Genomic DNA, 18,737 nt, shown 5'->3' on the forward strand with positions numbered 1-18,737 from the left:
TAACCTAGCCCCTGACAGGGATAAAACAATGCTACTTGCGTACCGTTTTTTTCTAGCGCAGCAGCTGCAGTACCAGTTCGGGAGCGGCGTTGGCCTGCACCAGCATGGCGTTGCCAGCCTGCTGGATGATCTGGTTCTTGGTCAGCTCGGCGGTTTCCGCGGCGTAGTCGGTGTCGATGATACGTGAACGACTGGCGCTGACGTTTTCGGAGATGTTCTGGAGGTTGGCGATGGTGGAATCAAGACGGTTGATGGTGGCACCCAGCTCTGCCCGCCGCGCATCGACTTTGGCCAGCGCCTTGTCGACGGCGATGATGGCGGCGTCGGCATCGGTGGTGACGTCGAGGCTATTGATCAGCAGGGTGGCCGAGTCCGCCTGTCCGGTGTTGACCGTGATGGTATCGCCCTTGTTCATGCCGATCTGGAACTCGAACTCGGTCGATGACAACGGCCCTAGCGCCGCGGTTTCGCTGGGGAAGTTGATGGTGACGCCTGTCCATGGTTGCTCTTCGAGGTTCTCCACGTTGGGCAGCACCGATTCAGCGGTCAGCTCCGGCCCGCCGTCTGCATCGAGACCGCCAATGGCACCGGTATCGTCGTTGGTCAGGTTGGCGATCGACATTTTGGCTTGCATAAACGTTAAGCCGTCACGTGAGGCACTGCCCGCTGTTCCCGCGCCCTGGCCGTTGAAGTCCTTGATAAAGTTAGCCAGTGCCGCACCTGCGTTTGCAGCACCGCCCCAGGGGCTGCTGCCGACATTGAGCAGCGCATCGCCGAGGGATTCGGTCGGGTTGGCCGACAGATATTGCATCACCGCCTTGACCCCATCGGTGACCCCTGCGTTTTTCAACTCGTCATGCAGGTAGGCGACCGCGATGGCCCCGGACGCGTAGGTGCCTGCGGTGGTGCCATCGCCCAGCTTGTTCAGCAGCGCCTGGTAATCGGCGGTGGTGTCGATAACGTCGCCAGCGTTGTTATCGACGTTGGCAATATCGCTGAGAATGCGTTCGTCCGCGCCCTGAATAAATTCCGCCGTGCCTTCGGTAAACCAGCCGTTGGTGTCGCTGCGCAGCTGGTTCAGGTTCATGGTGCGGGCCATCACCGCGTGTACCATTTCGTGGGCGATAATGCGGTCACTGTAGAGCGGACCGGTGCCACCGTTGGGCAGATTGGGCGGGGTGAAACTGTCGCGGTCCAGCTGCAGCGTTTGCGACACCAGCGTGGAGCCGACAAAGCCGCTGGCGACCTGAGCCAGCACGCCGTCGGTGGTGATATCGGTAATCTCCACATCGAGAGCCGGTCCGCCGCTGGCACTGATGCCGTAGAACTGGCTTATCCGATCTACCGCTTCGCCAATCCAGTAGCTTTTCAGTCCTTCGACAATACCGGCCTTGGTGGGATCGGTGATCTGCCCGGCACCGCCAAACAGCTTGGTTTTGCCGAAGCTGGTGGTGGCCGAGATGCGTGATATCTCCTCCACCAGCTGATCGATCTCTTTCTGGATATTGGCGCGGTCACCGTCACTCATGCCACCGGTGTTGGCGGCTTGAACGGACAGTTCCCGAATCCGTTGCAGGTTGTTGGTGACTTCGCCCAGAGCACCCTCTGCCACCTGCATCATGGAGATGGCATCGTTGGCGTTACGTGCGGCCTGATCCAAGCCGCGAATCTGGGTGGTCATGCGGTTGGCAATCGCCAACCCCGCGGCATCATCCCGGGCGCTGTTGACGCGCAGACCGGAATTGAGACGCTCGATGGAGCCGGCAATGGCGTTGCCGGATTCACGCAGCTGACGCTGGCCAAAGAGCGATGCGAGGTTGGTGTTTATGATCAACGGGCTATCCACTGCCAAATACAGTTAGTGCAGTTAACGGCCGTCAACCGATTGGCTTTAGGTTAATTTTGCGTATATGCAGGTATTGATATTTGATTGATTAATCGCTTTCGCGACCAAAGTTGCACTGCTGCCGGTTGGGCATAACCAACCTAAATGGTAGGATATGGTCTGAGTGTTGAACTGACAGGAGCTGTTCTGATGACGCCGATTGTTGAAAAGCCTGAACCGCCCGCGCCGCATGAATGTTGTGGTGGTGGCAGTTGCTGTCCCTGTGTCTGGGATCGCTATTACGACGAGCTGGCGGCGTGGCGCGAACAGCAGGCCGCGCAAGCAGAGGCGTCAGCACCGGTGACCAGCAACGATTCCGCCGCCTGATCGCTCAGGGCCTGACTTCGATATACACCGGTGCGCCCTGCTGCCAGCTGGGCAGGTAGTGGCGCCCCTGATAGCGCATGTAATCCACCCCCTCGATGGTAACCGGCTCGGCCGCGGCCGGTAGTTCGCTGATGACCCGTTCCGGCGCTGGCCTGACAAAGCGCGGATCATCGATGATCCGGTAGTTGCGTGCCGCCTGGTTCCAGGCATACCAAACCCCGCCGAACTCGTAGTAGGTACCGCCATCGACGTCGATGGTGTGGTATCCCGCGGGTAGCTGCTCGATCACTTGGCCCACCGGTGGTCGCACCACCATATAACCGCCCCGGTCGGGCCGGAAATAGAGTCCCTGACTGAGGTAATAGTGGTCGCCCTGAATCACGATGCGGACCGCGGATTCGGGCAGATGAGACCAGCGCGGGTAGTGATAGCCGGGGCGGTGGTAACCGTAGCGGCGGTACCAACGGTGGTCATCCCAACGGGGATCGTTGTAGTTGGGGTGGCGGCGATGGTCGTCACTGGCCTTCGCGTCCGGCACGCTGACGTGGGCTGTCAGCATCAGCACGGCCATAACTAGCGATGTAATGGTTGGCGTCATGGGGCGTTGTTTCCATGTTCGGTATACCGGTAAGACCGGATTTTGGGGGCCGCGTTCCGATCCAGCTTCGGAGCTTGAGTCTAACCCGTGGGGTGCCGATAATGCGCGAGCCAATCAAGCGGAGCACACGAGCAATGATCAAATCCCTGCAGCAGGCCCTGGAGCAGCGTTACGCCACCAAAGTGTTCGATCCCAGCGGTGCAGCCGATGAAGCCAAGATTGAAATCCTGGTTGAAACCCTGCGTCTGGCACCATCCTCGATTAATAGCCAGCCCTGGCACCTTTATCTGATCACCAGTGCCGGGGAAAAAGCACGTATTGCAGACGCGGCCTGGGATGCCAATAAACCCAAGTTCAGGGATAGCTCGCACCTGTTTCTGTTCTGCGCCAAGACCCGTTTTGGCGCGGACGAGGTGCGAGAGATAGAACAACTGGCGGCGGATGTGCGCGGTGTTGCGGTGAACGAAGAGCGGGTGGCGATGATGACGGCGTACGTCAACACCATGACCGATGCCGAACGGCTGGAGTGGATGAAGAAACAGGTGTACCTGATGTTTGGCCAGTTCCTGCTCTCCTGCGCGCTGCTGGACCTGGATGCTTGCCCGGTGGAAGGGTTCCTGCCGGAAAAAATGGATGAGCTGATGGCGCTCAAGGCGCGTGGCTTGACCTCGGTGGTGGTGGGTGTGGTCGGCCAGCGCTCCACCGATGACTTCAACAGCCTCGACAAGGCCGCCAAGGTGCGTTTCCAGCGCGAGCAGCTGGTAACCGAAGTTCGCTAATCCGCACCCCCGAACCTAAATAACAGGCCCGTCAGCCGCGTCGGCGGGCCTCGATCACCAGCAGAATTCCGCCCAGAATCAGCAGTGATGCCAGCACCAGCCGCAGGGTCAGGGGCTCGCTGACCAGTACCACTCCGCCCAATGCCGCCAGTACCGGCACCAACAGTTGCAGCACTGCGGCCTGGGTCGGCGTCAATGAGGGCAACACCCGGTACCAGATGGCGTACCCGATCCCGGAGGTGATGGCGCCCGAGGCGGCCGCCAGCAGAAAGCTACGTTCCGACAGCCGCGGCTGGTCGATCATGATTACCGCCGCCAGCAACAGCACCACCATCGGTACCGTGCGGGTGAAGTTGAACGCGGTATCCGTCAGCGGTGACGAGGAGCCGCGCCCGATCAGGGTGTAAAACCCCCAGGCGATACCGGCCAGTGCCATCAGAACGAAGCCGAACGGATCGGGCGCATCGATGCCGGGCAGCATCAGGTAGACGAACCCGGCAAATGCCAACGCCACGCCCAGCCACTCCAGCCGCCGCAGCCGGTGACCGCTTAACAGACTGGCCAGAATGATGGTCAGCTGCACCGCACCGAACAGAATCACTGCCCCGGTACCGGTGGCCAGCGAGACATAGGCATAGGAGAAGCAGGCCGCGTAGGCGAACAGCATCAGACCGCCGTGCCAACTGCCACGGCCGCGCGGGGCTCTGTCGTCGCGTTGACTCAACCGCACCAGCAACAGCAGCATCAGGCTGCCCGCCACCAGCCGCACCGCGGTGAAACTGGCAGGGTCGGTGCTGCCATCCTCCAGCCCCAGTCGCCCCAGCACCGAATTGGCGGCGAAGGCGATCAGGGCCGCGACGATCAGCAGTAGGATCCGTGGTTGCAGAGCGGCGGTGGTCATGGGGACTCCCTTAGCCGCTCACCTTGGGCAGTTCGGCGAGCGCCTGCTGGAGCAGGTTTTCGTCGTAGGTGATGTCATTGAGATTACCGGCAAAGTAATCGGTATAGGCCTGCATGTCGAAGTGACCGTGACCGGAGAGGCAGAACAGAATGGTGCGCTCCTCGCCTTTGGCCTTGGCATCCAGCGCTTCGTCGATCGCCGCACGCACGGCGTGGGAAGACTCCGGTGCCGGTACGATCCCTTCGGCGCGGGCGAACTGCACCGCCGCTTCGAAACAACGGGTTTGCGGCAACGCCACCGCTTCCAGCAGTCCCAGCTCCTTGGCGTGGCTCACTAGCGGTGACATGCCGTGGTAGCGCAGCCCGCCGGCATGAAAGCCGGGGGGCATGAAGCTATTACCCAGGGTGTGCATCTTGGTCAGCGGGGTGAGGTGGGCAGTGTCGCCAAAATCGTAGGCGAAGGTGCCGCGGGTGAGGGTGGGGCAGGCGGCCGGTTCGGCGGCGACGATGCGGGTGTTTTTACCTTCACGCAGGTTGCGACCGATATACGGGAACGCCAGTCCGGCAAAGTTGGAGCCACCGCCGGCACAGCCGATCACCACGTCCGGATCGGCATCGGCCATCACCATCTGTTCCATCGCTTCGAGGCCGATCACGGTCTGGTGCAGCATCACGTGATTGAGCACCGAACCGAGGGCGTACTTGGTATCGTCGCGCTGGGCGGCCAGTTCCACCGCTTCGGAGATGGCGATCCCCAGGGAGCCGCGGCTCTGTGGATCGGCGGCGAGGATGGCGCGACCGGCGGCGGTTTCCATCGACGGTGAGGGCACGCAACGGGCTCCGTAGGTTTCCATCAGCGCGCGGCGATAGGGCTTCTGGTTGTAGGAGACCTTGACCATGTAGACGTCGACGTCGAGGCCGTAGAGCGAGGCGGCGAACGCCAGCGATGAGCCCCATTGACCGGCGCCGGTTTCGGTGGTCAGCTTGTTGATGCCCGCTTCCTTGTTGTAGAACGCCTGCGGCACCGCGGTGTTGGGCTTGTGGGAGCCGGACGGGCTGACCCCTTCGTACTTGTAGAAGATCTTGGCGCTGGTACCCAGCGCCTTCTCCAGCCGGCGGGCACGGTAGAGCGGCGCCGGGCGCCACTGGCGGTAGACCTCGCGCACCGGCTCCGGGATCTCCACTTCCCGTTCGGTGGTCACCTCCTGCTCGATCAACGCATCGACAAACAGCGGCGACAGGTCGGCGCCGCTGACCGGCTGCTGCGTGCCGGGGTGTAATACCGGAGCCGGCGCTTGCGGCAGGTCGGCGACGATGTTGTACCAGTGGCGCGGAATACGGTTTTCGGGGAGCAGGTATTTGACGCTGTCGTTCATTTCGGGTCCTTGCTGGGTACTAAGGGGCTTACACCCCGAAGGTCTAATCGATTGTTTTAGAAGTCCTGACCCGGTGACGTTAGCAGAGTTGAAGAAGCAGCGGCAATGGCTCTTGGGTAGCAAATTGTAACGACGGTCACCGTCCAGCCCTGGCTGGATGCGGGGCTGGACGGCGGCCGCTACGGGGTCTTTTTACGCTTCTTGCCGGTGCGCTTGTTGTTGCCGTCGCAGTCGCACTCGTCGCGTACTTCGTCCGGGTCGCGGATGACCGGCACGCTGGGTGGCGGTAGTGCGGTGGTTCCCGGCGTGCAGATGCCTTTGATGCGTGTGGTGGTTAGCAGATAAGACCCGGCGAGTATCGCCTTGCCGCCATCGTTGTAGGTAAAACAGGTGCGAAAGGCTACCCGGCGCTCCGTGCGCAGGGCGTCTTCCGGGTCAACCGATTCGCTGCAACCACAACCTTTACCGCAACCCAGCTCTTCACGCTTGGGGTGGTCTTTAATGGCGCGGGCAATAGCACTGGCGAAAGCGTCGCGCATCTCCGGATGGGGATAGATGTTGTAGATACCGCTGGGGTCGTCTTCGGTCGGAACCGGATAAGTGCGGACGATGTCATCATCGCCCTTGCCGGGACAGTTGGTTGTGGTTTCGAAACGGGGATCGGACAGTTGGTAAATAATGACCGTACAGTCCTCTGCCGAGCAAGCCATGGTCAGCCCTCCTGTCGGGTGTGGTGCCACTAATCATAGTTGCACCAGATCAGGCGGTTGGGGTCGGATTCAAACGGTCGTGTAGATCGCGTCAGACCCAGCCGAACAGGTCGTGGACGAAGAAGATTACTATCTCGATGGCGATCAACCAGATGATGATCCACTCCAGAAACGATGAGTGACCATGTTTCTGCTCTTCCGCCAGCATCGCCAGCACGTCGCCCAGGGTATCCAGCTTGTGCTGGATCAGGGTCACCCGCGGTTCCAGTTCCAGATAGCCGGCGGTGTTGTCGTAATAGGGCTGCAGCTCCGGGTACTCCCAGAAAAAATCGGGCGTATCAAGCAGGTCAAAGCGGAGCACGATATCGGTTTTGAACTGATGGATACGACCGCGCCAGCGCGCCAGTGATTTGCGCCCCATACGGATGCGACCGCGTTGGGCGAGTTCGTTGGTGAGCTGTTGCGATTCCAGCATCATCCCCTTAGCCCCCTCCTCAAAACTGGCCAGCTTGCAGCTTTGGGCGATGGCGTGGCTGACCGCTACCCGCTGCAGCAGGTGGTCTTGATCCAGCAGAATATGATCTTCATGGACTCGGAACTGCTCACCCTGATGGCAGCTGAAGTGGTCCAGTTCAGGGCGCGGCAGCGGCCGTATGCAGACCGGCTCCAGCCAGCTCCAGGGATGCTCCAGCGGCTCGTGGCTCCAGACCACCAGCGTGCCATAACCGAAGATGATGTACTCGCCCTCGGGGCGCACCAGATGCCAGCTGCCCCGGCTTCGGGTTGCCTGATGGGTGGCCATCAGGGCGGGCAGCAGGTCGGGATCAAAGTCCTGGGCGATGCAGGCCGCCAGCACGAAACGGGGGGTAGGTGCGGTCATGGTATCGATCCTCGAGCCTGTCGCGCGGCGCTATTATGGGGAGTGCAATCGGCGCGATTATGCGCCTGTCTGCCGTTATCCGGGAGTAGTGTCTGGAAATAAATTTGCCCTTCCGGACCAGCGCGATAAGCTCAACCATTCACAGGTTATAACAACTATCCGTGGGAGCCTGGCATGGGACAACTATTAGCCTTTGATGTCTACGGTACCTTGATCGATACCCAGGGAGTGATCACGGCGCTGCAAACGCGGATCGGTGACCGGGCGGCGGCGTTCTCCGCCCTGTGGCGTGACAAGCAGCTGGAGTACTCCTTTCGTCGCGGGCTGATGGGCCGTTACCGTAACTTTGGCGTTTGTACGGCCCAGGCGCTGGACTACTGCTGTGAACTGTTGCAGGTCGATTTCGATGAGCAGGACAAGCAGGCACTGATGGCCTGTTACGCCACCCTGCCCGCCTTTGCCGATGCCGAAACTGGTTTGCAGCGCTTGCAGGCGCAGGGCGTGCGCATGGTGGCGTTCTCCAACGGCACCGCAGATGCGGTGGCGGGCCTGCTCGCTCATGCCGGGATTGAGCACTATTTCGAGGATGTGGTCAGCGTCGACGAGATCGGTACCTTTAAGCCCAATCCCAAGGTTTACCAGCACCTGCTCACGCGCTGTGACCAGCAGGCTTCGGCGACCTGGCTGATCTCCAGCAACCCCTTCGATGTTATCGGCGCCCGTGCCGAAGGGCTGCGCACGGTGTGGGTACGACGCACTCCCACGGCGGTGTTCGATGCCTGGGAGTATGCCCCGGAGCGGATCGTAACGGAGCTGTCAGCACTGGCCGACGCGCTCGATTAAGCCGGTAGCGGCACTGCCGTCAGCGTCTTGAGGTAGGGGGCCAGATCGACGCCGGTTTCGCTTTTGAGTTCGGCAGCGCGCTGCGGCAGCTCGTTGAGGGCTGGCAGTTGCTTGGCGGCCACCAGTACCAGATTACTGGAGCGCGGGGGCTCGATCAGCCACACCGCTGGCAATTGGCGCCGAACCCTCATCAACAACGACAGCAGTTTGCTTTCGTCGACACCGAGTAGATTCAGCACCAGTACCCCTGCAGAACCAAGCGGGCGCAGGAGTTGCTCGCAAAAGTCAGGTGCGTGTACCAGGGCCTGGTCGTTGCCGTCGTGCAGGTCACAGAACAGCAAGTCAAAGCGCAGCGGGGTAAGGGTGACAAAGTGCGCGGCATCGCCACAAATTACCGGATGGTCCGAAGCGAGCCCGAACCATTGTTGTGCCGCCTCGATAATCGCCGGGTCTCGTTCGACGCTGGTCACCCGGGTCAACGGGAAATGACGCCGGAAAAAACGCTCAAATGCGCCGCAGCCCAGACCCAGATTCAACAACGAACGCGGTTGGTGCAGGGCGAGTGCTCCGGCGAGCATGGCGACAGCGTAAGGAAGTTGCGGTAGATCCGGCCGGTCCAGATGCTGTAGCCCCTGCAGCGTGGCGGTCTGCTCCCCCAATGTCAGCCAGCGCCAGCGCTGCCACTGTCGTACCCTGAGCGCCGCCGCTCCCTGTTGCTGCCACAACAGCTTACCTTCGTTGCCCCGCAATGCGGGCAGATCAGATAATGAGGTCACGACGCAGCTCAGTCAGGCGTAGATCCGGTTGCAGTTGCAGCAGCAGGGTGCCATCACGGCCAAGACTGAGCTGTTCACCGTCGTAGCTGAGCTGCCAGCCATGGGGATCGTTGATCAACTGATGCAGCAGCCGTTCGCGACCGGGAGAGGGCGTGGCTTGGCCCAGCTGGGGCAAGGTCAGACGCAGTTGCTGATACTGCTCATTGGCGAGAATCTGGCAAAGCTCGGTCAGGGTCCAAACCGCCGGTATGGCCTGCAACGGCTCCAGCGTGCCGAGCAGAGCAGGGGATATCACCGCCGCTTCCTTGGCGAAAAACTTGCGGATGCGGACGTTTGCCGCCGGCCGGAAATTGCCGCTGTCACGGGCATTGCCGTCAAAGTTGACCTGCTGCAACCCATCAACCATAAATTGAAGGTCGAAGTGGCAGGCCTTGATAAACTGCCACGCCGGTTCCAGACTGGTGCGGGAGCCTATGCTGTACTTGGTCGCCTGACGCCCGTCGCGCACGCTACGATTGAGTAAAGTCAGGGTCAGAAAGCTACTCTGCATATCCACCAGAGTATCCGGTTCGCTGACAAAGCAGTAGGGGCGTTCGCGCCGGCAAAAGGCGATCCATTGCTCGCGATTGGCGAGCGAAGGCAGCACGGGAATGATCATCGGCGAAGGCTTTTTCGACTGGTCGAGCCCCACAGTATAAAACCGCAGACTACGGAGGCAACAACCACTGTGAAACTGATCAATCGTTCGGCCATTATGGTTCTGCCGCGACAACCTTACGCCGACTGGGTCAACGGGCTGGGTCCGGAGGTCAGCGGGTTGGACCACCCGATGGAACTGGAAGCGCATCGGCGCGAGGGACGGGTCTATCTGGTCGACGAGCAGGAGGACGCATTGGCGCTGGAAACCGCGGTGCCGGAGAATTGGCGCCAGATTTTTGAGAATGAACTGGCAGCCTGGGACCAGTTTGCGGATGCCTGGCCGGGCAGCCTGAGTGAAGCCCTGTTTCGCGACTGGTTTGAAACCCGCGAGCTGTTGCTGGCGTTTGATCTCGGTAGCGAGCTGTTAATGACCGCGGAACTGGAAGATTAACCAAGACTCATAGTGCCGAGGTGTCATACCCATTTACGCGGCCGTATGATACAAAGGTCGAATGACTTTTCTCATCGGCCTTCCCGGCGTTCGTTTTGCAACCCGTTGAATATCGTGCCGATAGTGTTGGAGTAGATCAGTGCACGAGCCAAAAACGGTCTCCATGACCTCTTTCGAGTCCAGCGCCGCGGCGCTGCGTCAGTCGCTGCCTAATCTGGCGGTTCACCCGCTGCGTGACGAGCTCTATAACGAACTGCACAGCCGCCCCTATCAGGTGGTGGCGATGCCAGCGCAGATGACCCACATTGCGGTACTGCATGGGGGGCAGTACAAAGAAGCCGAGCACCAGTTGCTGACCGCGTTGTGCGAGCAGTATCAGGTGACCGGTCCGACCACCACCATGCCCTGTTTCTACCAGGACTTCGGCTTGTTCGAACTGCGCTGGGAGCGGCATAACGAGTTCTCCGGCTACACCTTCATCCGCAAGGGCGAGCTTAAGAGCGAGCCTTTCCAGCGCAACGCTATCGATTATGCCCCCAAAGAGTGGATCGACCGTCTGCCGGGGCAGGTGGTGGCGGCGTTCCATGTGCTGATTGAGGATGTTCGCGACGCCGACGAGCCCGCGGTGGAGCAGGTTGCCAACTATTTTGAGAAGCTGCGCCTGGTGGGCAGTCAGCCCGCTAATGGCAAGGCGATGGTGTGGACCACCTTCCGCCTTCACAGCGACGGCTATGGCCGTTTCATGATCTACAATCGCGGCTTGAGCGAGTCCCAGTTGGGGCGCCTGACGCAGCGCTTTGTCGAGCTGGAAACCTATCGCCTGATGGCCAGTCTGGGGTTGCCGCTGGCGCGTGAGCTGTCGCCGCAACTCAGCCAGTTGGAACTGGAACTCAAGCAGGTAACCGATGACGTGGCGACGCCGGAACGCGGCAGTGATGACCGTACCCTGATGATCAAACTGTCGAAAATGGCGGCCCAGGTGGAAGCGTTTCGGGCGCGGGCCAGTTACCGCTTTTCCGCTTCGATCGCTTACCACGGGGTGGTTCAGCAGCGCCTTGATGTGTTACGTGAGCGCGAGCGTGAAGTGGCGGGCCACCTGACCCTGAACGAATTTCTGGTGCGCCGCCTGACTCCGGCGGTGCGTACCTGCGAGGTGGTCAATAAACGCCTGGAGGATTTGTCCACCCGCGTTGATCGAGCCAGTCGGCTGCTCCGTACCCGGATCCAGCTGGCGGTGGAGCAACAGAATCAGTCGCTGCTTGGAGCGCTAAACCGCCGTAGCCGCATTCAGTTACGGATGCAGCAGACGGTGGAGGGGTTGTCGGTGGCGGCGATCAGTTACTATCTGGTGAGTCTGGCTAAACTGGGATTTGAGAGCCTGTACGAGTTAGGCGTCCCGTTGAATAAATCACTGGCGACCGGGATGGCGATTCCGCTGGTCGTTGGTCTGGTGTGGTGGGGCACGCGCCGCATCCATCATCACTTTAATTCGCTCGACCGTGGGGCACAGGCACGCGCGGCGGCAGAGGAGTAAGCAATCGTTATGGGCATGCAAGCGATCATCGAACAGAAACTCAACGCCGGTCTCAAACTGAGTCATCTGGCGATCGAAAACGAAAGCCACCTGCACCGTGGGCCGGCCACCGACAGCCATTTCAAGCTGGTGGTGGTGTCGGACGATTTTGCCGGCAAGGGACGGGTAGCTCGCCACCAACTGATTTACGGCCTGCTGGCTGACGAGCTGGCGCAGGACGGGGGCATCCACGCTCTGGTGATGCACACTCATACTCCGGAAGAGTGGCAGGCCAATGGTCAGACAGTGCCCAAGTCCGCGCCCTGTCGGAGTGCGCACTAAACCACAGTGACCGCCCCCCTGACACTGCAGGCTGGCGCCACACACCGCCCCCGGCGCTACGACTGGCGTTTTGTGATCGCGGTGGCCAAGGAGCACCGTCGAGAGCTGATAGTCGCCAACCTGGTGGCGATCGCAGCCACCCTCGCGGCGGTACCCTTGCCGCTGTTGATGCCACTACTGGTGGACGAAGTGCTGCTTGAGCAGCCCGCTCTGCTGGTTGGCGTTATTGATCGCTGGAGCCCGGTTGAGTGGCACGGCCCCTGGCTTTATATCCTCGCTGTGCTGGCGCTGTCGGTGATATTGCGCGTAATAGCGCTGGTGCTGACGGTGTGGCAGGGACGCCAGTTCACCATCATCTCCAAAGAGATCGTTTACCGGATGCGGCGGGGGTTGCTGCAGCGTCTGGGGCGCATCTCCATGGCTGAATATGAAACCATCGGCAGTGGTGCGGTGGCATCTCACTTTGTCACTGACGTTGACACCATTGACCGCTTTATCGGCAGTTCGGTCAGCAAACTGCTGGTGGCATCGCTCAGCATCCTTGGCGCGGCGCTGGTGCTGCTGTGGCTGCACTGGCAACTGGCGCTGTTCATCCTGTTCATGAACCCGCTGGTGATCTGGCTCACCATGGTGATCGGCAAGCAGGTGAAAAAACTCAAGCACGCCGAGAACAGCGCCTTTGAGCTGTTTCAGGGGGCGCTGACCGAGACCCTCGACGCGATCCAGCAGATCCGGGCCAGTAACCGAGAACGTCACTATCTGCAGCGGCTGGTCGATGGCGCTGCCGCGGTGCGTGACCACTCCACCGCCTTTGAATGGCGCTCTGATGCCGCCAACCGTCTCAGTTTTATGGTGTTTCTGGTGGGATTCGATATCTTTCGCGCGCTGTCGATGTTGATGGTGGTGTTTTCGGATCTGACCGTTGGCCAGATGATCGCGGTGTTCGGCTACCTCTGGTTCATGATGGCTCCGGTGCAGGAGGTGCTTAACATGCAGTACGCCTACTATGCCGCCAACGCTGCGCTGGGACGGATCGACCGGTTGCAGCAACTGCATGAGGAGCCTCATTATCCCTGTCTGGAGGACCCGTTCGCCGGTAACCGTACCGTTGCCATTGAGCTGGACAACGTCCATTTTTCCTATCGTGCCGGTGAGGAGGTGCTGAAGGGGATCAGTCTGGCGATCGCGCCGGGTGAAAAAGTGGCGCTGGTGGGGGCCAGCGGCGGCGGCAAGTCGACTCTGGTACAGGTGCTGCTGGGGCTTTATCCGCCGCAGCGCGGGGTGATCCGTTTTGCCGGTGTACCGGTGGAACGAATCGGGCTGGAGCGGGTGCGCGATAACGTTGCCACGGTGCTGCAGCATCCGGCGCTGTTCAACGGCACGGTGCGCAGCAACCTGACCCTCGGCCGTCCGGCGGATGATTCGGCGCTGTGGTCAGCCCTGCAGGTGGCGCAGCTGGAGGATTTTGTCGCGGCGCTGGAGCATCAGCTCGACGCCCGTGTGGGCCGTCAAGGGGTGCGGCTCTCCGGTGGCCAGCGCCAGCGGTTGGCGATTGCGCGGATGGTGCTGTCTGATCCCAAAGTGGTGATTCTCGACGAGGCCACCTCGGCGCTGGATACCGAGACCGAATATGCGCTGCACCGGGCTCTGGAGCGTTTTCTCTCCGGCCGGACCACGCTCATCGTGGCGCATCGCCTGAGTGCAGTGAAGCAGGCTGACCGGGTCTATGTGTTTGAAGATGGCCAGATCGCCGAGCAGGGCAGTCACCAGCAGTTGCTGGCGGAGAACGGCCTGTACGCCAAACTCTATGGAGAGAGGCAGCACTAGCGATGGCGCGACCGGTGTTACCGCTGGTACGGAGTGAATGGGTGCGCTTGAATCGGCACCAATGGTCCTGGCACGAGGGCAACTGCAGTGAGCTGCTGGTGGATGGCGCCCGCTACTTTCCGGCGATGCTGGGCGCGATCGGGAGCGCCCGTCGGGAGTTGTTGCTGGAGTTCTATTATGTCCGTTCCGGTGCGCTGATGGACCGCCTGATCGAGGCGCTGGTGGCCGCCAGTGAACGTGAGGTGCGCGTCTGTCTGCTGATCGACGGCTTTGGTGGGCGAGAGCTGGCCAGCGCGGATCGCCAGCGGCTGATCCGGGCCGGCGTGCAACTGGCGGTCTATAACCCTATCCGGTTGCGTAACGTCAGTCTCAATCTGGCACGCGATCACCGCAAATTGCTGCTGGTTGACGGTGAAGAGGTCTTCACCGGCGGAACCGGTCTTACCGATGAGTTCTACTCCGGCGCCACCCATCAGCCGCCCTGGCACGAGCTGATGTTGCGTCTGCGGGGGCCGGTGGTCGGCGACTGGCGTACCCTGTTTGCCCGACAGTGGTGGTGGGTCACCGGTGAGCAACTGGCGGCGGCGAAGATGCCGCCCCCCTGTGGACACCAGCGGATGAAGATAGCAACGACCGCGGGGCCGCTGCATCAGGGGATCAAAGTCAGTTTCCGTCGTCAGATCAACCGCGCCGAGCAGCGGGTGTGGATGGTAACCGCCTATTTTCTGCCTTCCTGGTCGGTACGGCGGGCGCTGCGCCGGGCGGCTCGGCGAGGGGTGGATGTGCGCTTGCTGCTGCCCGGGCCTTACACCGATCATCCCTGGCTCTACCACGCAGCGCGGCGCTACTACCATCAGCTGTTGCTGGCTGGGGTGCGGATCTTCGAATACCAGCCGCGCTTTGTTCACGCCAAGGTGAGCCTGTGCGATGACTGGGTATCGTTGGGATCGTGCAACATGGACCACTGGAATCTGCGCTGGAACCTTGAGGCCAACCAGGAGGTGCAGGATGCGGATCTGGCTGCCAAGGTGGTGCAGACGTTTGTCGCCGATCAGGCTGACAGCCAGGAGATCACCCTGGCCGGCTGGCAGCAGCGCCCGCGCGGGCACCGCATTTTCAGTTTTGTCGTCGGTTACGTCAGCGCGTTGCTGTTACGGCTGTTTTAGCCTCGCGGGAAGAAACGACTAAACTTCGACTGTGCGCAAGCGGAAGGAGAGTCGCTATGAGCAGAGTGTGGGTCTGCCTGTTGTCGCTGCTGGTGGTGGCCTGTGCCCCGGTGAGTGAGCGCAGTACTGACACCGCCCCGGAAACCGTGCCACCCCGTGAAGAACAGGTGCCTGCGGCGACCGCGCCGGTGCAGTGGGTGCAGTTCGGTATGGTGCTGTCAGTGTCGTCGGTTGAGGTGGAGCAGGGCGATGGCGCCAACGAGGAAGCGCTGGATATGCGCATCCTGCTTGATAGCGGTGAAGCGTTGGATATCGTTCAGCCGGTGTCGCAGGCGGGGCGGCTTAATCGCGGTGACCGGGTGAGAGTGCTGCGTATCGGCGGCTTCAGCCGGGTAACCTTCTGGCCCTACGGCAACTTTTCACCCCGGCCGGAGCCCAATTAGCGTCGCCCTTTACCGGATTTTAACGGCGGCTTCTGTTTCTCTTCCGGTACCCGGAAGAACAGATAGAGGTCGGTCAGCAGATCAGGTATTTCGTTGATCAGCTGCTGGCACAGCTTCCTGTCTTTGCGCATTTTGACCAGTTCGGGGTCGTCGAACAGTTCCGAGGCCAGCATGATCGGTAGCAGCAGTTCGGCAACCTCTTCTTCGCGCTGGCTGAACCAGGCGCTTTCGCGCATGAACACCCCTTCCATGAACGCCTGAGTCCATCCCTGCAGCAGTTGCTCTTCGTCGTCCAGCACCAGGTCGCATGGCAACTCCGGGGCTTCCTCCTGGTTGAGCTCTTCACTGATGGCGGCGAACTCCCGTTGCAGCCAGCCCTCGATCCGGTCTTTTTGGGTATCGTCGATATAGCCCGGAGTGCCGTCGAAGATCACTTCCAGCCACTCGTCGCTGGCGACCGGCTCCGGACAGATGGCCAGCGCAGAGAGCAGACCGTGAATGCCGATGTAGTCGAGTGCCTCTTCGGATACGGCGTCGGAGAAGATGAAACTTTCCAGCTCATCGATTTCAGCTTCGGTCAGCGGGTTGGGCAGGGCTAGTGCGCTCATGATGGCTCCGGATTGCTCAGCAGGCTCGTGGGTTGGCCGGATTGTACTCTGAAAGGGGCAGCGTAGCGACCGCTGCGGCAGGGTCGCCGCGGCGTCACTCTGAGTCGGGGCGGCGCCGATTCACCAGACCCTTTGCCGCCATCACTCCCACACCGACAATCGACAGGTAGAGGGTGCCGATATACCAGCCGGCGCCCCAATTGGCGCTCTCGTGGACCGCATAGGTGAGGTAGATGCCCGAAACCATCATCAGCATGCCGATGATCACCGAACTGGTGCGTCCGGCGATCAGGGGCTTTGGCTCATCATCCTGCTTGAGGTAGATGGAGCGGATCTTGCGATTGATGTAGGCGGCCACAATCTGGTGCTCTTCCTGCGATTTGTCCAGACTGTTCATGATCTCGATATCCTCTTTGAGGTAGAGGCGGGGGCGCGGCAGCATCGACTTGATCTTGGCGATGGTGAGAAAGACACCGACCGCGGAGCTGATCACCGTAACCGCCAGTTTGGTGTTCTCCGCTACCAGCAAGGCAAGCAGTTGTTCAATCATGGGCTTCTCCTTGGCGTAACCCGTCACCTGCTGCAGTTTAGCCGCCGCACGGGTGCGCTTCTCGAACGGCCGTATGAGAGGGACAGCTTGCCCTCGGCTCCGTTGCGCAGGCATCCCAGTGTGAAGCAACTGGCTCAGCGGTTACTGGCATTACCCCGGTAGCCATAGGTGATGCGTTCTTGCGTCAGTCCATTAAGCCGCGGGTTAATAACAGAAGAGTGGCCGCCTTGTGGGGAACGGTTGGCAGTGACAGCAACCGGCGCATCCCCCATAATCCCCGCCCATGTCTGATCACGCCCTCGCTTGTCTGCGCAATACCTTCGGTTACGACCAGTTTCGCCCGCCTCAGGATCAGGTGGTGGCGACCTTGCTGGCCGGCCAGGATGCGCTGGTGCTGATGCCCACCGGGGGTGGCAAGTCACTCTGCTATCAACTACCGGCGCTGCTGCGGCCCGGCACCGGGGTGGTGGTGTCACCGCTGATCGCGCTGATGCAGGATCAGGTACAGGCGCTGCTGCAGTTGGGGATCAAGGCGGCGTTCCTGAATTCGACTCTGGATATGGAAGCGATCCGGCAGGTGGAGGACCAGCTGCGTAATGGTGAGCTGGATCTGCTGTATATTGCCCCGGAACGGCTGCTGCAGCCACGCACGCTGGGGCTGCTCGATAGCTGTCGGATCGCCCTGTTCGCCATCGATGAGGCGCACTGCGTATCCCAGTGGGGGCACGACTTTCGTCCCGAGTATCTGCGCCTCTCAGTATTGCATGAACGCTACCCGCAGATTCCCCGCATCGCGCTGACCGCCACTGCCGACCGGCGCACCCAGCAGGAGATTATCCAGCGCCTGGCGCTGGAGCAGGCGGCGGTGTTCTCCCGCGGTTTCGATCGGCCCAATATTCGCTACCGTATCGCCCAGAAGCAGAATGCTCGGCAGCAGCTGAAGCGCTTTCTGGACGCGGAGCATCGTCATGATGCCGGGATTGTTTACTGTCTGTCGCGGCGCAAGGTGGAGGAGACCGCCGAGTGGCTCAACCGCGAGGGTTTCAACGCGCTGCCCTATCATGCCGGCCTGCCGGCGGAGGAGCGGGCTGCCAACCAGCACCGTTTTCTGGCCGAAGAGGGGTTGATCGTGGTGGCTACCATCGCCTTCGGTATGGGGATCGACAAACCGAATGTTCGCTTTGTTGCCCACCTGGATCTGCCCAAATCGATCGAGGCTTACTATCAGGAGACCGGCCGCGCCGGGCGGGACGGCGAACCCGCCGATGCCTGGATGGTGTATGGGCTGCAGGACGTGATCTTCCTGCGCCAGATGCTGGAAGGGGGCGAGGCGCCAGAATTGCAAAAGCAGATCGAACGCCAGCGGCTGGAATCGATGCTGGGGCTGTGCGAGGTCACCAGCTGCCGCCGTCAGGCACTGCTGAGCTACTTTGGCGAAAACCAACACCCGCCCTGCGGCAACTGTGATACCTGCCTGGATCCGGTGGAGACCTGGGATGGCACCGAGGCTGCGCGCAAGGGGCTGTCGGCGATCTACCGTACCGGTCAGCGTTTTGGCGTCGCTCATGTGATCGACGTGCTGCAGGGTAAGCCCACCGACAAGGTGAAGTCCAACCAGCACGACCGGCTGACCACCTTCGGCATCGGCAAAGATCTGGCGGTGGACGAGTGGCGTTCGCTGTTTCGCCAGCTGGTGGCGCGCGGGCTGCTGGGGGTCGAACTGGACGGCTATGGCGCGCTGCGGTTGACCGATGCCTGCCGCCCCCTGCTGCGCGGTGAGGCATCGATCCTGCTGCGCAAAGACAAGCGTGAAGCCGGCAAGCGCGGGGTGCGGGTGGCGACCCATCAGCGTTTCAGCGGCGAGGATCGTGACCTGTTCGAAGCGCTGCGCAACCTGCGCCGTGATCTGGCCGATCTGCAGGACGTACCGCCCTACGTGATCTTCCACGACGCGACTCTCAGCGAAATGGTGGAGCAGCGGCCCGATTCGCTCTACGCCTTGGGCCGGCTGACCGGGGTCGGCAAGCGTAAGCTGGAGCGCTACGGTGACGAGTTCCTTGACGTATTGTTGTCGTTTCAGAGCTGATTATTGACTGCAGCATCGGACGGCGGTTATGGGCCGGA

General features: G+C 61.2%; 20 protein-coding genes. 10 read left to right on the plus strand and 10 right to left on the minus strand.

What is annotated here, in order from left to right:
* Window positions 1-52: 52 nt before the first annotated feature.
* Window positions 53-1,834 carry a flagellinolysin gene (locus JJQ76_RS17925; RefSeq protein ID WP_281411966.1) on the minus strand — a complete coding sequence of 594 codons (1,782 nt, stop codon included), beginning with the start codon at window positions 1,832-1,834 and terminating at the stop codon, window positions 53-55.
* A 201-nt stretch (window positions 1,835-2,035) separates the two neighbouring features.
* Between JJQ76_RS17925 and JJQ76_RS07525 the strand changes: the two genes are divergently transcribed.
* Entirely contained in the window at window positions 2,036-2,212 is a 177-nt protein-coding gene (locus tag JJQ76_RS07525; RefSeq protein ID WP_210396158.1) for an oxidoreductase-like domain-containing protein, read from the plus strand.
* Between the two features lie 4 nt (window positions 2,213-2,216).
* Here JJQ76_RS07525 and JJQ76_RS07530 read toward each other — a convergent pair whose 3' ends face one another.
* A complete protein-coding gene (locus JJQ76_RS07530) occupies window positions 2,217-2,810 on the minus strand; it encodes a DUF6515 family protein (RefSeq protein ID WP_210396159.1) in 594 nt (197 codons plus the stop codon).
* A gap of 134 nt (window positions 2,811-2,944) precedes the next feature.
* Here JJQ76_RS07530 and JJQ76_RS07535 point away from each other — a divergent pair, with 134 nt between their 5' ends.
* Window positions 2,945-3,589 carry a nitroreductase family protein gene (locus JJQ76_RS07535; RefSeq protein ID WP_210396160.1) on the plus strand — a complete coding sequence of 215 codons (645 nt, stop codon included), beginning with the start codon at window positions 2,945-2,947 and terminating at the stop codon, window positions 3,587-3,589.
* A 31-nt stretch (window positions 3,590-3,620) separates the two neighbouring features.
* Here the strand turns inward: JJQ76_RS07535 and JJQ76_RS07540 are convergent, their stop codons facing one another.
* From JJQ76_RS07540 to JJQ76_RS07555, 4 genes are all read right to left on the minus strand, one after another.
* Complete coding sequence (locus JJQ76_RS07540) at window positions 3,621-4,490, minus strand: DMT family transporter (RefSeq protein ID WP_210396161.1); 870 nt, start codon at window positions 4,488-4,490, stop codon at window positions 3,621-3,623.
* A gap of 10 nt (window positions 4,491-4,500) precedes the next feature.
* Complete coding sequence (locus JJQ76_RS07545) at window positions 4,501-5,865, minus strand: TrpB-like pyridoxal phosphate-dependent enzyme (protein ID WP_210396162.1); 1,365 nt, start codon at window positions 5,863-5,865, stop codon at window positions 4,501-4,503.
* A gap of 179 nt (window positions 5,866-6,044) precedes the next feature.
* Window positions 6,045-6,575: a hypothetical protein gene (locus tag JJQ76_RS07550; RefSeq protein ID WP_210396163.1), complete on the minus strand. Its 531-nt coding sequence runs from the start codon at window positions 6,573-6,575 to the stop codon at window positions 6,045-6,047.
* A 91-nt stretch (window positions 6,576-6,666) separates the two neighbouring features.
* A complete protein-coding gene (locus JJQ76_RS07555) occupies window positions 6,667-7,455 on the minus strand; it encodes an RMD1 family protein (RefSeq protein ID WP_210396164.1) in 789 nt (262 codons plus the stop codon).
* A 174-nt stretch (window positions 7,456-7,629) separates the two neighbouring features.
* On the opposite strand from JJQ76_RS07555, the gene JJQ76_RS07560 reads away from it, so the two are divergent.
* Complete coding sequence (locus JJQ76_RS07560) at window positions 7,630-8,298, plus strand: haloacid dehalogenase type II (RefSeq protein WP_210396165.1); 669 nt, start codon at window positions 7,630-7,632, stop codon at window positions 8,296-8,298.
* Here the strand turns inward: JJQ76_RS07560 and JJQ76_RS07565 are convergent.
* Together JJQ76_RS07565 and JJQ76_RS07570 are read right to left on the minus strand one after the other, a co-directional pair.
* Window positions 8,295-9,074: a class I SAM-dependent methyltransferase gene (locus JJQ76_RS07565; protein ID WP_210396166.1), complete on the minus strand. Its 780-nt coding sequence runs from the start codon at window positions 9,072-9,074 to the stop codon at window positions 8,295-8,297. The two genes, JJQ76_RS07560 and JJQ76_RS07565, sit on opposite strands and share 4 nt — an antisense overlap.
* Window positions 9,058-9,732: a hypothetical protein gene (locus JJQ76_RS07570; protein WP_210396167.1), complete on the minus strand. Its 675-nt coding sequence runs from the start codon at window positions 9,730-9,732 to the stop codon at window positions 9,058-9,060. Before JJQ76_RS07570 ends, JJQ76_RS07565 begins: the two co-directional genes overlap by 17 nt.
* A 69-nt stretch (window positions 9,733-9,801) precedes the next feature.
* On the opposite strand from JJQ76_RS07570, the gene JJQ76_RS07575 reads away from it, so the two are divergent.
* The 6 genes from JJQ76_RS07575 to JJQ76_RS07600 all read left to right on the plus strand — a co-directional run bounded on the left by JJQ76_RS07575 (window position 9,802) and on the right by JJQ76_RS07600 (window position 15,455).
* Window positions 9,802-10,164: a hypothetical protein gene (locus JJQ76_RS07575; protein WP_210396168.1), complete on the plus strand. Its 363-nt coding sequence runs from the start codon at window positions 9,802-9,804 to the stop codon at window positions 10,162-10,164.
* 139 nt (window positions 10,165-10,303) lie between these two features.
* Entirely contained in the window at window positions 10,304-11,698 is a 1,395-nt protein-coding gene (locus JJQ76_RS07580; protein ID WP_343232492.1) for a DUF3422 family protein, read from the plus strand.
* A gap of 9 nt (window positions 11,699-11,707) precedes the next feature.
* Complete coding sequence (locus tag JJQ76_RS07585; protein WP_210396169.1) at window positions 11,708-12,019, plus strand: BolA family protein; 312 nt, start codon at window positions 11,708-11,710, stop codon at window positions 12,017-12,019.
* Window positions 12,020-12,025: 6 nt separating this feature from the next.
* Complete coding sequence (locus JJQ76_RS07590; RefSeq protein ID WP_343232493.1) at window positions 12,026-13,846, plus strand: ABC transporter ATP-binding protein; 1,821 nt, start codon at window positions 12,026-12,028, stop codon at window positions 13,844-13,846.
* 41 nt (window positions 13,847-13,887) lie between these two features.
* Window positions 13,888-15,012 (plus strand): phospholipase D-like domain-containing protein, encoded by a 1,125-nt coding sequence (locus tag JJQ76_RS07595; RefSeq protein WP_210396170.1) that lies wholly within the window; start codon window positions 13,888-13,890, stop codon window positions 15,010-15,012.
* A 56-nt stretch (window positions 15,013-15,068) separates the two neighbouring features.
* Complete coding sequence (locus JJQ76_RS07600) at window positions 15,069-15,455, plus strand: hypothetical protein (RefSeq protein WP_210396171.1); 387 nt, start codon at window positions 15,069-15,071, stop codon at window positions 15,453-15,455.
* On the opposite strand, the gene JJQ76_RS07605 is transcribed toward JJQ76_RS07600, so the two are convergent.
* Together JJQ76_RS07605 and JJQ76_RS07610 are read right to left on the minus strand one after the other, a co-directional pair.
* Window positions 15,452-16,063, minus strand: coding sequence for a YecA/YgfB family protein (locus JJQ76_RS07605; protein WP_210396172.1), 612 nt, complete (start codon window positions 16,061-16,063; stop codon window positions 15,452-15,454). The two genes, JJQ76_RS07600 and JJQ76_RS07605, sit on opposite strands and share 4 nt — an antisense overlap.
* A gap of 94 nt (window positions 16,064-16,157) precedes the next feature.
* Window positions 16,158-16,613, minus strand: a complete 456-nt coding sequence (locus JJQ76_RS07610; RefSeq protein WP_210396173.1) for a hypothetical protein — start codon at window positions 16,611-16,613, stop codon at window positions 16,158-16,160.
* Between the two features lie 283 nt (window positions 16,614-16,896).
* Here JJQ76_RS07610 and recQ point away from each other — a divergent pair, with 283 nt between their 5' ends.
* Window positions 16,897-18,699 carry a DNA helicase RecQ gene (recQ, locus tag JJQ76_RS07615; RefSeq protein WP_210396174.1) on the plus strand — a complete coding sequence of 601 codons (1,803 nt, stop codon included), beginning with the start codon at window positions 16,897-16,899 and terminating at the stop codon, window positions 18,697-18,699.
* Window positions 18,700-18,737 lie beyond the last annotated feature (38 nt).

The sequence above is a fragment of the Motiliproteus sediminis genome (assembly GCF_017912535.1).
GTDB lineage: Bacteria > Pseudomonadota > Gammaproteobacteria > Pseudomonadales > Balneatricaceae > Motiliproteus > Motiliproteus sediminis.